The sequence below is a fragment of the Kocuria sp. CNJ-770 genome (genome assembly GCF_001942375.1).
In the GTDB taxonomy this organism is placed as follows: domain Bacteria; phylum Actinomycetota; class Actinomycetes; order Actinomycetales; family Micrococcaceae; genus Kocuria; species Kocuria oceani.
Genome location: NZ_MKJW01000111.1, coordinates 98,093 through 110,650, shown reverse-complemented (window position 1 = coordinate 110,650; position 12,558 = coordinate 98,093). Strand labels below are relative to the sequence as shown.

The window sequence follows — 12,558 nt, the reverse complement described above, 5'->3', positions numbered from 1 at the left end:
GGCTCCTCCCGGTGCGCGCCGCGGGGTGCGGCGCGGGTGTCGAGCACGGCGTCGAGGCGGCGGAACTGCTCCTCCCGGACCAGCCGGTACCGGTCGATCCAGGCGGTGAGCGCCTCCAGCCGTGCGGGGTCCAGGTGGACGGGCCGCCGCTGGGCGTCACGGGTGCGCGTGACGAGCTGCGCCTGCTCGAGGACCTGGATGTGCTTCGAGACCGCCTGCGTGGAGATCGCGAAGGGTTCCGCCAGTTCGGTGACCGTGGCCGGGCCCCGGCTGAGCCGGGCGACGATCCGCCGCCGGACCGGGTCGGCGAGGGCCAGGAAGGCCCGGTCGAGCAGGTCGTCGTCATCCACGGTGTTTGTCAACGTTTTCCTTGATCAACCTGTTGGTTGTTAAAGGCTACGTCCGGTGGGTCCGGGCGACCAGTTCCGAGATCGGATCGTGACGTCCGTCCCCGCCGCTGCAGGTCAGGGGCGCTCCTCCACGGCGGCCGGGGCAGGACGGCCGGCGTCGGCCGCACCGCTCCACGGCGGGGCCGGCTGGCGCAGGTAGAACAGCCGGGAGGTCTCCCGGCGGATCCTCGCCTGCCCGTGCAGCAGGACGCCCATCAGCAGGAACACCCCGGCCAGCACCATGAGGGACGCGGCCAGGAACGCCGTTGGGAAGCGGGGCACCAGCCCGGTGCCCGCGAACTCCACCACCACGGGCAGGCCCAGGACCAGGCCGAGCAGGAACAGGGCGCACGAGGCGGCGCCGGTGACCAGGAAGGGGCGTTCCTGGAAGAGCAGCTGGGCGAAGATGCCCAGGATCCGGAAACCGTCGTGGTAGGTCCGCAGCTTGCTCTCGCTGCCCTCGGCCCGGTCCCGGAAGCCCACCTCCACCTCGGTCTGCGGCACGCGGGCGTTGACGGCGTGCACGGTCAGCTCGGTCTCGATCTCGAACTCCCGGGACAGCGCCGGGAAGGACTTCACGAAGCGCCGCGAGAAGACCCGGTAGCCGCTGAGCATGTCGGTGACCTGCCGGCGGAAGGCGAAGGAGACGAGGGTGTTGAAGAACCGGTTGCCGGACTCGTGGCCGGCCCGGTAGGCCGTGCCGCTGACCTGGCGGCGCACCCCGAGCACGTGGTCGTAGGGGCCCCCCAGCAGGGTCGCGATCATCCGGGGCGCGTCGGCCACGTCGTAGGTGTCGTCGCCGTCGATGAGCAGGTAGACGTCGGCGTCGAGGTCCGCGAAGGCCCGCCGCACCACGTTGCCCTTCCCCTTCTCCTCCTCGCGCCGCACGTGCGCACCGGCCCGCCGCGCGGCCTCGGCGGTGCCGTCGGTCGAGCAGTTGTCGTAGACGTGGACCTCGATGCCGGGGACCGTGGCGTGCAGGTCGGTGACGACCTTCGCGATCGCGGCCTCCTCGTTGTGGCACGGGACGACCGCCACGATGCGGGGCGAACTGGGCATGGGTTCTCATTCCTGGGATCGTCGCGGCGGGCACGTTCATTATCACCGCGAGCGGGCGCCCTGCGAACCGGTGCGCGGCGGCGGTGCCGCGCCGGCCGCGCGGGTCCCGCGCCGCCCGGTGGCGATGTTGCGCCGCGTGACGCGCCCGCCGTCACAGTCGGCGCACCGGGGTCTTCTGCGCCGCCGGACTTGGCACCCGCCCGGGGCACCCGCTGGAATGGGTCCTGCATCTATCCAGAGCGGCCGAGAGACCTGGCTCGTCGACGCCGCAGCAACCATCCGCAGCCCCACGGGGCCGCGGAACGGTGCTCCCGCCAGGACCGATGGAGCTGCCGCAGCCTCCCGGGTCCGCCCCGGGACGGCCGGCGCCCTCCCTCGGGGTGACCCCAGGAGGTTCTGTGAGACGACCACCCGACCGGACGGCACCACCGCCGTCGCTGTCCTACGAGCTCTATCCACCGCGCTGCGCGGCGAGCGCCGAGACGCTGCTGCGGACCATCGAGGAGCTCGAGCCCACCCGCCCCGACCACGTCGCCGTGACGTACAGCGGGGATGCCCCGCGGCGGGCCGGGTCGCTGGCGCTGCTGGACCACCTCCTGGCCCGCACCGGCCTGCGGCCCGTGGCGCACCTCACGTGCGTGGGCAGCACGCGGGCCGAGCTGGAGGAGACCGTCGCCTCCCTGCTCCACCGCGGGGTCCGGGGCGTCCTGGCCCTGCGCGGTGACCTGGAGCCGGGCGCCGAGCCCGGCGAGCTGGCCCACGCCGGGGACCTGGTGGAGCTGGTGCGCGAGGTCGAGCAGCGCCGCACCGCGTCCCTCGCCGGCGGACGGCTCGCCGTGGGCGTGGCCGCCTACCCGACCCGGCACCCCGAGTCGCCGTCCTTCCGCCACGACATCGAGGTGCTGCTGGCCAAGCAGCGCGCCGGGGCCGACTTCGCGATCACGCAGGTCTACTTCCGCCCGCAGCGCTACGAGCGCCTCGTGGCCTCCGCCCGGGCCGCCGGGGTGACGATCCCGATCGTGCCGGGCATCATGCCGGTCACGGAGCCGCGGCGGCTGGCCACGCTCTGCCGGCTCGCCGGGCTCCGGCCCCACCCGGGCCTGGCCGCGGCCCTGGAGGGGGCCGCCGGCCCCGCCGAGCGGCACCGGGCGGGCGTGGCCTTCGCGACCCGCCTCGCCCGCGCGGCCCTCGACGCCGGGGCGCCCGGGCTGCACCTCTACACCTTCAACGGGCACCGGGCCGCCCTGGACCTGCTGGAGCGCGTGGACCTGCCGCGCGTGCCCCACCAGCCGGCGGCCCTGCCGGACCTGCTGCCCGCCTGAGCGGCGAGGGACGCCGCCCGGCCCGGCCGCCGTCCCGCACCTCTTCCCCGATCTCTGCCCGCACCTCTTCCCGAATCTCTTCCCAGACCTGCCGAGGAGCACACCCATGAGCACGACCACCTCTGCCGTCCCCTTCCCCGCCGCCACCATCACCGGCTACCCCCGGATCGGCCGGCGCCGCGAGCTGAAGCAGGCCCTCGAGGCCTACTGGGCCGGGCGCTCGACCCGCGAGGAGCTCGAGACCGCCGCGGGCGAGCTGCAGCTGGCCACCTACCGCCGGCTGGTGGAGCTGGGCCTGGGCGCGCAGGACGCGTCCCTGCCCGCGGCCTTCCCCCTCTACGACCAGGTCCTCGACACCACCGTGGCCCTCGGGGCGGTCCCGTCCCGCTTCGCGGACCTGGCCGGGGCGGACGGGCGCCTGGACCTGGACGCCGGCTTCGTGCTGGCCCGCGGCGACGCCGGGCGGGCACCGCTGGAGCTGACCAAGTGGTTCGACACCAACTACCACTACCTGGTCCCCGAGATCGGCCCCGGGACGCCCTTCACCGCCTCCGCCGGCCGGCTCGTGGCCGACGTCCGCCGCGCCGCCGAGCACGGCTTCACCGTCCGCCCGGTCCTCGTGGGCCCCGTCTCCTACCTGCTCCTGGCCAAGGCCGACGACGACGCCCCCGCGGGTTTCGACCCCCTGCAGCGGCTCGCCGACCTGCTCCCGGTGTACGCCCGGCTGCTCGACGAGCTCGCCGCGGCCGGCGCCCCGTGGGTGCAGCTGGAGGAACCGGCGCTCGTGGCCGACCAGGACGTGCCCGCCGCGCGGCTCGCCGCGGCCCTGCAGGAGGCCTACGCGGCGCTCACGGCCGCGCCCGGGCGGCCCCGGCTGCTCGTCACCACCTCCTACGGCTCGCCGGGCGCCCTGCTGCGCCCGCTGGCCCGCAGCGGGGTCGAGGCCGTGCACCTGGACCTGGTCAAGGGCGCGGCCCCCGTGCCCGCGGAGCTGGCGCTGTTCGCGGACGAGGGCGCCCCGGTGCTCGTGGCCGGGGCGGTCGACGGGCGCAACGTGTGGCGGGCCGACCTGGCCGGCCGGCTCGACGAGCTGGAGGACCTGGTCCGCGCCGGCGCCCGGGTCGCCGTGGCCAGCTCCACCTCCCTGTTCCACGTCCCGCACGACGTGGCCGAGGAGACCCGGCTGCACCCGCTGCTGCGCAGCTGGCTCGCCTTCGCCGACCAGAAGGTCGGCGAGATCGTCACCCTGGCCCGCGGTCTCGCCGCGGGGCGCGGGTCGGTCGCGGACCAGCTGGCCGAGGCCACCGCGGCCCGCCGCTCCCGCGAGGCGCCCCGGGGGTCCGGGACGGCGCGGTGCGCGAGCGGGCCGCGTCCCTGACTCCCGCCGAGATCGGCCGCGCCCCCGCCGAGGTGCGCCGCGCCGCCCAGGAGGGCCGGGCCTTCACGGCGTCCGGTCCCCTGCCCCCGCTGCCCACCACGACCATCGGCTCCTTCCCGCAGACCGCCGAGGTCCGCGCCGCCCGCGCCCGGCACCGCGCCGGGTCCATCACGGACGCCCAGTACGACGGGTTCCTGCGCGAGGAGATCGAGCGGGTGGTGCGGCTGCAGGAGGAGCTGGGGCTCGACGTGCTGGTGCACGGCGAGGCCGAGCGCAACGACATGGTGCAGTACTTCGCCGAGCACCTGGACGGCTTCGCGACCACCGTGCACGGCTGGGTGCAGTCCTACGGCTCCCGCTGCACCCGCCCGTCGATCCTGTGGGGCGACGTCAGCCGGGAGGGCCCGGGGCTGCGCGGCGAGGCGTTCACGGTCCCGTGGATCGGCCACGCCCAGTCCCTCACCGACCGGCCCGTCAAGGGCATGCTGACCGGCCCGGTCACGATCCTCGCGTGGTCCTTCGTGCGCGACGACCAGCCGCTGGAGCAGACGGCGCGGCAGGTGGCGCTGGCGCTGCGGGACGAGGTCGCGGACCTGGAGGCCGCCGGGATCGGGATCATCCAGGTCGACGAGCCGGCCCTGCGGGAGCTGCTGCCGCTGCGCCGGGCCGATCAGCAGGCGTACCTCGGCTGGTCGGTGGACGCGTTCCGCCTGGCCACCTCGGGCGTGCGGGACGAGACCCAGATGCACACCCACCTGTGCTACTCCGAGTTCGGCGAGGTCGTCGGGGCGATCGACGGCCTGGACGCAGACGTCACGAGCATCGAGGCGGCCCGCTCCCGGATGGAGGTGCTCACGGACCTGGAGGCCGCCGGCTTCTCCCGCGGGATCGGCCCCGGCGTGTGGGACATCCACTCCCCGCGGGTGCCCGCGCAGGAGGAGATCGAGCAGCTGCTCGAGCGGGCGCTCGAGCACGTGCCGGCACGGACCCTGTGGGTCAACCCGGACTGCGGCCTGAAGACCCGCGGCTACGAGGAGACGAGGGCCTCCCTGGAGCACCTCGTGGCGGCGGCCCGGACCGCCCGGGAGCGCTTGGCGCAGCCGGCGGGGCCGGCGCTGATCGTCCAGCACGGTTCGCCCGCCTGACCACGGCGGCACCGAGCGAGCGGCGGGGCTGCCCACGGGATCCCGTGGGCGGCCCCGCCGTTCGCGGTCCGGGGACACGGCGGCCGCAGCGCCGGCTCAGCCTTCCCTGGCCCCCGGTGCGGGGCGGCCGGGCCGGCGCGGCATCGAGAGCTGCCCGGTGTCCACGACCTCGGTGGCGATCTCGGCCATCTTCCGGTTGCTGTCCTGGCTGGCCAGGCGCAGCAGCTCGTGCGCCTGCCGACGGGTGAGCTTGTGCTGGGTCATCAGCACCCCGATGGCGGTGCCGATCTCCCGGTTGGACCGCAGCGCCACCTCCAGGTTCTCGGCCCGTTCCTGGGCGAGCGCCGTCGACACCGCCCACGCGGCGTGGGTGGCCAGCATCGTGCCGGCCCACTCGGTCTGGGCGTCGAAGGCGTCGGGGACGTCGGAGTACAGGTTCAGCGCGGCGATCAGGTCCGGGTCCGGGACCAGGATCAGCCGGTAGGCCAGCGCGCTGCGCACCCCGAGCTCCCGGGCGACCCGCGCCCCGTACTCCGGCCAGCGGGCGTCGTGGGCCAGGTCCCCGGAGCGGTGCACGCTGTCCTCCAGCAGGGCGTCCACGCACGGGCCCGAGCCCACCCGGTACTGGAGCGCGTCGGCCTGCCGGGCCTTCTCCCCGGTGGCGGCCAGGGTGCGGAACGTGTCGTGGCGCAGCGTGGTGATGCTGGCCCACCGTGCCCCCGGCAGCGTCTCCGCGGCCTGCCGGATCACCGCCTCGACCAGGGTGTCCGCGGTGACGGTGCGCAGCTGCTCACCCAGCCGCACGACGGCGTCGGCGATCTCGGCCAACCCGTCCGGGTCGGCCGGTGTGGCCGGGATCGGCGTGCTCACGAGCACCTCCGGACGGTCGTGGTGGCTGCTCCGCGCCCCGGAACAGCAGAGGGTGGCACAGGCAAGCCTGACAGCAGTCCGCGCTCGCCACAAGCCGCTCGCCACCGCCCCGGCCGCCGCGGACCCCGTCCATGGGCGGACCGGGTCCGCCGGTCGACCGCCTCGATTCCCGCGGGACGGCGGTGCCCTCCCCGCGCCCCGGCCCTCCCCTCAGGAGGACCGGACGTAGCCGGCCACCTTGTCCACCTCGTGCCGCAGCGGCTCCCCGGCCGTCCAGCGCCGGAGGTGGTCCTCGAACTGCGCCGCGAGCTCCTCCCGCCACCCCTCGACGTCGCCGCACAGGTGCGCGGACACGTGCACCTCGTCCATCGCCCAGAAGGGGTGGGCCGGAGGCAGGGGCTCCGTGGCGAAGACGTCGAGGGTCGCGGCCGCGAGCCGTCCCGCCAGGAGCGCCTCCAGGAGGGCGTCCTCGTCGACCAGCGGCCCCCGGCCCACGTTCACGAGGTGGCCGTGCGGGGGCATCGCGGCGAGGACCCGGGCGTCGACGAGCCCGCGCGTGCGCTCGGTCAGGGGCGCGGCCAGCACCAGGTGGTCGGCCCAGCCGGCGTGCTCGGCCAGCTCGGCCGCGGGGACGACCGTGCCGAAGTCGGGGTCCTCCGCACGGGCCGTGCGACCGGCGCCGCGCACCGCCATCCCGGCGGCCCGCAGCAGGCGGGCGGTCTCCCGCCCGATCCCTCCGGTGCCCACGACCAGGGCGGTGGAGCCCCGGGTGCGCCGCAGCTCCCGGGGCTCCCAGCGCCGGTCCCGCTGCAGCGCCTCGCTGCGGTGCAGCTGCTTGTCCTGGGCGAGGACCGCCGCGAGCACGAACTCGGCGACGGGCCGGTCGAAGACCCCGTGGGCGTTGGTCAGCCGGACCCCGGAGGCGCGCAGCTCCGGGAACAGCACGGCGTCCACCCCGGCGGCGGCCACGTGCACCCAGCGCAGCGCGGTGGCGGCGTCCCAGGCCCCGGAGAGCGCGTCGGAGAAGAAGTCCCACAGCAGCAGCACCTCGGCCGGACGCCGGTCCGCGTCGCCGGCGAGAGCCCCGGCCAGGCCCTCGCGGGTCACCACCGTGATGTCGGCGAGGCGCCGCAGGGCGGCCTCGTTGGCGGGTGGGGGCGTGCCCTCGGCGGTCAGCACGACCACGCGCGGCGGGGCGGGGACGGCGCTCATGCGGCCACCCTACGCCCGCCGTGCCCCGGGTACGCTTTGCAGATGACGTCCCCTCGCGCCACGGGTCCCCGCATGCTCCGCTCCCTCGCCCTCCGCTCGGTCGCGGGCATGGTGGCCGTCCAGGCGGCGGTGGTGGCCACCCTCGTGGCCACGGACGCGGTCAAGCGCCGCCAGCGCGCCAAGCGTTCCGGCTTCCCGCGTCCCGGCACCTTCGAGCACACGGTCGCGGACACCGGGACCACGGTGTACACCTACGGGGAGGACCTCTACCGGGACATGCTCGCCGCGATCCGGGGAGCCCGGCACCAGGTCCTGCTGGAGACCTTCATCTGGAAGGACGACGAGGTCGGCCGGGCCTTCCTGGAGGCCGTCAACGCGGCCGCCGCCCGCGGTGTCCAGGTGCACGTGATGTACGACGGCTTCGGCAACCTGGTGGTCCCGCGCTCGTTCTACCGCTTTCACCCCGACGTGCACGTCTACCGGTTCCCCGTGCTGCGCCCCCGCCTGCTGCTCAGCCCGCTGCAGGCCACCGGGCTGACGCACCGGAAGCTGCTGGTCGTCGACCAGGAAGTCGGCTTCGTGGGCGGGTACAACGTGGGGTCCCTCTACGCCACCGAGTGGCGGGACACCCACGTGCGGCTCACCGGTCCCGCCGCCTTCGAGCTCGGCCACTCCTTCGCCTCGGTGTGGAACCACCCCTCCGCGCGGCGGCCCAAGCTGCCGCACGTCAACCCGGGTTCCTGGGACTCCCGGGTGCGGGCGATCAACAACATCCCGGCCAGCCTCGTGTACCCGATCCGCAGCGTCTACCTCGACGCGATCCACCGCGCCACGGACCACATCTACCTGACCACCGCCTACTTCATCCCCGACCAGCAGATCCTCTCCGCCCTGATCGAGGCCTCCCGGCGCGGGGTGGACGTGCGCGTGATCCTGCCCGAGAACTCCAACCACGTGCTCGCCGACTGGCTCTCCCGGGGCTTCTACTCCACGCTGCTGGCCGAGGACATCACCGTGCTCCTCTACCGCAACGCCATGATCCACGCCAAGACCGCCACCATCGACGGGCAGTGGTCGATCGTGGGCACCGCCAACATCGACCGGCTGAGCCTGGGCTTCAACTACGAGACGAACCTGGAGATCCACGACCGCGACTTCGCCGCGGACATGGAGGCCGTCTTCGCCGCCGACAGCGAGAACTGCCGGGAGCTCACCGCCGGGCAGTGGGACGAGCGGTCCCCCGCGGCGTGGTTCGCCGAGACCGTCCTGGTGCCGCTGCGCCCCTTCCTCTGAGCACCTTCCCCGGGCGGGCGCGCCCCGGGTGCTACCCTCGGGCGTCGGTGTGCCGTGGATGAGGTGGTCGTGGGAAGTGCGGATCCGGGCGTCGTGTTCGACGCCGTCGACCTGCTGGGCGTGCTCACCAACGGCGTGCTGGGCGGGGCGGTGGCGCGCCAGCTGCGGATGGACCCGGTCGGCTTCGTGTTCCTCGCCGTCCTCTCCGCGCTCGGCGGCGGCCTGCTGCGGGACGCGCTGCTGCAGGTGGGCTTCCCCGTGGCGCTGACCAATCCCGCGTACCTCGGCACGGCGATCGCCGGGGCCGCCATCGCGTTCTTCCTGCAGCTGCGCGGCACGTGGACCCATCGCGTGCTGATCGTGGCCGACGCCCTGGCCGTGGGCTGCTGGGCGGCCACGGGCACCGCCAAGGCCCTCGACGTCGGCCTGAGCTGGCTGCCGGCCGTGATGATCGGGGTGATCACCGCCGTGGGCGGCGGGATGATCCGCGACATCGCGGTGGGGCGGGTGCCCCTGATCTTCGGCGGCAACACCCTCTACGCCACGGGGGCGGTGATCGCCAGCGCCGAGATGGCGGTCCTGCACGCCCTGGGCCGGCCCAACTGGGGCATGGCCGCGGCGATCCTCACCGCCGCGACGGTCACCGTCCTCGCCCGGCGCCGGGGGTGGCGCCTGCCCGGGGCGGGCGAGTGGAACGTGCGCCTGCCGAAGCGGGACTGGCCCCGGCCGTCCTGGCGTCCGCACCGTCCCCGCCGCGGCAGGCGCGACGGACTCGGCGACGGGCGCGACGACGGCCCCGTCCGCGGGCCGGGACCCGGCACGCCCTGACCGGTGCGGGCCCGGGGACGCCCCGGGCCCGCACCACCGGGCAGCGCCGCCGGGTCAGTACTGCTGGGTCAGTACTGCTGGGTCAGCGCTGCCGGGTCAGCGCTGCCGGGTCAGCGCTGCCGGCTCAGTGCTGGAGCTGCTCCGCGGCGGTGGGATCGGAGTCGTTGAGGAACTTCTGGATGCGCTCGGCCTCGTCGAACTCGCCGATCGCGGCCGCGGCCCGGCCGAGGGCGGACAGTGCGCGGAGGAAGCCGCGGTTGGGCTCGTGGGAGAACGGGATGGGCCCGTGGCCCTTCCAGCCGTGGCCGCGCAGGGCGTCCAGGCCGCGGTGGTAGCCCACACGGGCGAACGCGTAGCCCTCCAGCGTCCGGCCCTCGGCGAGGGCGTCCTCGGCGCACATCGCCCACGCGAGGGAGGCCTTCGGGTAGCGGGCGGCGAGGTCCTCCGCCTCGTCGCCCGCCTCGATGCGGGCGGCCAGCTCGGGGTCCGCCGAGAGATAGGTGGGCTCGGGGCCCTCGAGCAGGTTCTTGCCGGTGAGGCTCATGGGGAAGGGGGTCCTTTCGGTGGGCGGAACTGCGGGATGCGCACGGGATGCGTGCGGGGCGCGGGACGGACGACGGCGGCGCCCCGCTCGGGCAGGGCGCCGCCGTCGGTCCTCCGCGGCCGGGGATCCGGCCGCGGAGGGTGGTGCCGCCTACTTGACGGAGGTCCCGGCGGAGCCGAGGTTCTGGCAGGCCTCGACCACGCGGGCGGCCATGTTCCCCTCGGCCAGGGCGCCCCACACGCGCGGGTCGTACGTCTTCTTGTTGCCGACCTCGCCGTCGACCTTCAGCACGCCGTCGTAGTTGGTGAACATGTGCCCGGCGACGGGGCGGGTGAAGGCGTACTGGGTGTCGGTGTCCACGTTCATCTTCACCACCCCGTACTCCACGGAGTTCGCGATCTCCTGCGCGGTGGAGCCGGAGCCGCCGTGGAAGACCAGGTCGAAGGGCCGGTCCTTGCCGAGCTTCTTGCCGACCTCCTGCTGGATCTGCTGCAGCAGCTCCGGGCGCAGCTTGACCCCGCCGGGCTTGTACACCCCGTGCACGTTGCCGAAGGTCAGGGCGGTGAGGTAGCGGCCGTTCTCCCCGGCGCCGAGGGCCTCCACGGTGGCCAGGCCGTCCTCGACGGTGGAGTAGAGCTTCTCGTTGATCGCGTTCTCCACGCCGTCCTCCTCGCCGCCGACCGCGCCGATCTCGACCTCGAGGATGATCTTGGCCTTGTGCGTGCGGGCCAGCAGCTCCTGGGCGATCTTCAGGTTCTCGTCGAGCTCGATCGCCGAGCCGTCCCACATGTGGGACTGGAAGATCGGGTCCTCACCGCGGGCCACGGCCTTCTCCGACTCCTCCAGGAGCGGCAGCACGAAGCCCTCGAGCTTGTCCTGCGGGCAGTGGTCGGTGTGCAGGGCGATGTTGACGTCGTAGTTCTTCGCGACCTCGCGGGCGAACGCCGCCATCGCGAGCGAACCGGTGACCATGTCCTTGACGGAGGCCCCGGACCAGTAGGCGGCCCCGCCGGTGGAGGCCTGGATGATGCCGTCCGAGCCGGCCTCGGCGAAGCCGCGGATGGCCGCGTTGAGCGTCTGGGAGGAGGTGACGTTGATCGCCGGGTAGGCGAAGCCCTTCTCCTTGGCGCGGTCGATCATCTCGGCGTAGACGTCAGGGGTTGCGATGGGCATGCTGGCTCCTTCGGGTCGGGTGTGGCCTGGCTCCCACTCTAGCCAAACCGCCGCCGGGGGACGACGGAAGGGCGTCACGGGTCGTGCGCTCAGCCCGGCGGCTGGCCGAACACGTGGCGGCGGACCCACGCGTGCATGGCCACGGCGGCCGCGGCCGAGGCGTTGATCGAGCGGGTCGAGCCGAACTGGGCGATCGACAGGGTCGCCCCCGCCGCGGCGTGCATCTCGGGGCTGAGCCCGGGGCCCTCCTGCCCGAACACCAGCACGCAGCGCTCCGGCAGGTCGTAGGTCTCCAGCTGCCGGGAGTCCGGGAAGTTGTCGATCCCGATGACGGGCAGCCCCTCGGCGGCCGCCCAGGCCGTGAACTCCTCGACGCTCGCGTGGTGGCGCACGTGCTGGTAGCGGTCGGTGACCATGGCGCCGCGCCGGTTCCAGCGCCGCCGCCCCACGATGTGCACCTCCCGGGCGAGGAAGGCGTTGGCGGTGCGCACCACGGAGCCGATGTTGAGGTCATGCTGCCAGTTCTCCACGGCCACGTGGAACGCGTGCCGGCGGGTGTCGAGGTCGGCGACGATGGCCTCCATCGTCCAGTACCGGTAGCCGTCCACGACGTTGCGCCGGTCTCCGTGCGCCAGCAGCTCCGGGTCCCACTGCTCGCCCTCGGGCCAGGGGCCCTCCCACGGGCCGGCGCCCACCACGGGGGCGGCCGCGGCGGCCTCGACGGCGGCCGCCTCCGCAGCGGGGTCAGTCAAGTCCGAGCTCGTCCTTCGTGAAGGCGTAGAGGCAGGGCACGCCCGCCGTCTCCTGGATGCGCTCCTTCGCGCCGGTGCGCCGGTCCACGATGATGGCCACGGCCACCACGTTGGCGCCAGCCCGCTGCAGGGCCTCCACCGCGGTGAGCGCCGAGCCCCCGGTCGTGGAGGTGTCCTCGACGACGACGACGTCACGGCCGGCCACCGGGGGGCCCTCGACCTGGCGGCCCATCCCGTAGCTCTTCTGGGCCTTGCGGACCACGAACGCGTCCACGGCCCGTCCCCGCTCGCCGGCGGCGTACATGATCGCGTGCCCCACCGGGTCGGCGCCCATGGTCAGCCCGCCCACGGCGTCGAAGGAGATCCCGGCCTCGTCGAGCATGGCGAGCATCACCCGGCCCACGTAGCGGGAGGCCTCGTGGTGCAGGGTCACGCGCCGCAGGTCCACGTAGTAGTCGGCCTCGATGCCGCTGGCCAGGGTGACCTTGCCGCGCACCACGGCGAGGTCGATGATCAGCCGGCGGAGGCGTTCACGGGCGGTCGCGAGGTCCACGGGCGAGAAGTCGGTGGTCATGCGCCCCAGTCTATGGGGC

General features: G+C 74.5%; 10 protein-coding genes, 2 pseudogenes and 1 riboswitch. Of the genes and pseudogenes, 4 read left to right on the top strand and 8 right to left on the bottom strand.

Annotated elements, in window-relative coordinates; genetic code table 11:
- Positions 1–2 precede the first annotated feature (2 nt).
- Both BJF77_RS13305 and BJF77_RS13300 read right to left on the bottom strand, forming a co-directional pair.
- A pseudogene (locus tag BJF77_RS13305) lies at positions 3–350 on the bottom strand (ArsR/SmtB family transcription factor); the annotation flags it as partial.
- A 114-nt stretch (positions 351–464) separates the two neighbouring features.
- Positions 465–1,448 carry a glycosyltransferase gene (locus BJF77_RS13300; RefSeq protein ID WP_075872466.1) on the bottom strand — a complete coding sequence of 328 codons (984 nt, stop codon included), beginning with the start codon at positions 1,446–1,448 and terminating at the stop codon, positions 465–467.
- Between the two features lie 227 nt (positions 1,449–1,675).
- A riboswitch (SAM riboswitch) is annotated at positions 1,676–1,778 on the top strand.
- 68 nt (positions 1,779–1,846) lie between these two features.
- On the opposite strand from BJF77_RS13300, the gene BJF77_RS13295 reads away from it, so the two are divergent.
- Positions 1,847–2,770: a methylenetetrahydrofolate reductase gene (locus BJF77_RS13295; protein ID WP_075872465.1), complete on the top strand. Its 924-nt coding sequence runs from the start codon at positions 1,847–1,849 to the stop codon at positions 2,768–2,770.
- Between the two features lie 106 nt (positions 2,771–2,876).
- A pseudogene (metE, locus tag BJF77_RS13290) lies at positions 2,877–5,293 on the top strand (5-methyltetrahydropteroyltriglutamate--homocysteine S-methyltransferase).
- A gap of 96 nt (positions 5,294–5,389) precedes the next feature.
- Here the strand turns inward: metE and BJF77_RS13285 are convergent.
- Together BJF77_RS13285 and BJF77_RS13280 are read right to left on the bottom strand one after the other, a co-directional pair.
- Complete coding sequence (locus BJF77_RS13285; RefSeq protein WP_053004663.1) at positions 5,390–6,163, bottom strand: GAF and ANTAR domain-containing protein; 774 nt, start codon at positions 6,161–6,163, stop codon at positions 5,390–5,392.
- A gap of 210 nt (positions 6,164–6,373) precedes the next feature.
- Complete coding sequence (locus BJF77_RS13280; protein WP_075872464.1) at positions 6,374–7,375, bottom strand: D-2-hydroxyacid dehydrogenase; 1,002 nt, start codon at positions 7,373–7,375, stop codon at positions 6,374–6,376.
- A gap of 42 nt (positions 7,376–7,417) precedes the next feature.
- On the opposite strand from BJF77_RS13280, the gene BJF77_RS13275 reads away from it, so the two are divergent.
- Positions 7,418–8,668, top strand: a complete 1,251-nt coding sequence (locus BJF77_RS13275) for a phosphatidylserine/phosphatidylglycerophosphate/cardiolipin synthase family protein (protein ID WP_369821409.1) — start codon at positions 7,418–7,420, stop codon at positions 8,666–8,668.
- 69 nt (positions 8,669–8,737) lie between these two features.
- Entirely contained in the window at positions 8,738–9,496 is a 759-nt protein-coding gene (locus tag BJF77_RS13270; RefSeq protein WP_083665149.1) for a trimeric intracellular cation channel family protein, read from the top strand.
- Between the two features lie 124 nt (positions 9,497–9,620).
- Here BJF77_RS13270 and BJF77_RS13265 read toward each other — a convergent pair whose 3' ends face one another.
- The 4 genes from BJF77_RS13265 to pyrE all read right to left on the bottom strand — a co-directional run bounded on the left by BJF77_RS13265 (position 9,621) and on the right by pyrE (position 12,539).
- Entirely contained in the window at positions 9,621–10,040 is a 420-nt protein-coding gene (locus tag BJF77_RS13265; protein WP_047801420.1) for a DUF3151 domain-containing protein, read from the bottom strand.
- Positions 10,041–10,190: 150 nt separating this feature from the next.
- Entirely contained in the window at positions 10,191–11,213 is a 1,023-nt protein-coding gene (gene fbaA / locus BJF77_RS13260) for a class II fructose-bisphosphate aldolase (RefSeq protein ID WP_047801419.1), read from the bottom strand.
- A gap of 89 nt (positions 11,214–11,302) precedes the next feature.
- Positions 11,303–11,965, bottom strand: coding sequence for a TrmH family RNA methyltransferase (locus BJF77_RS13255; protein WP_047801418.1), 663 nt, complete (start codon positions 11,963–11,965; stop codon positions 11,303–11,305).
- A complete protein-coding gene (pyrE, locus tag BJF77_RS13250) occupies positions 11,958–12,539 on the bottom strand; it encodes an orotate phosphoribosyltransferase (protein ID WP_047801417.1) in 582 nt (193 codons plus the stop codon). The genes BJF77_RS13255 and pyrE overlap by 8 nt, the downstream gene beginning before the upstream one ends.
- Positions 12,540–12,558 lie beyond the last annotated feature (19 nt).

Coding starts and splice junctions, on each gene's coding strand:
- BJF77_RS13280 (WP_075872464.1), bottom strand. CDS start 7,375: ATGAGCGCCGTCCCCGCCCCGCCGCGCGTGGTCGTGCTGACCGCCGAG.
- fbaA (WP_047801419.1), bottom strand. CDS start 11,213: ATGCCCATCGCAACCCCTGACGTCTACGCCGAGATGATCGACCGCGCC.
- BJF77_RS13265 (WP_047801420.1), bottom strand. CDS start 10,040: ATGAGCCTCACCGGCAAGAACCTGCTCGAGGGCCCCGAGCCCACCTAT.
- pyrE (WP_047801417.1), bottom strand. CDS start 12,539: ATGACCACCGACTTCTCGCCCGTGGACCTCGCGACCGCCCGTGAACGC.
- BJF77_RS13275 (WP_369821409.1), top strand. CDS start 7,418: ATGACGTCCCCTCGCGCCACGGGTCCCCGCATGCTCCGCTCCCTCGCC.
- BJF77_RS13300 (WP_075872466.1), bottom strand. CDS start 1,448: ATGCCCAGTTCGCCCCGCATCGTGGCGGTCGTCCCGTGCCACAACGAG.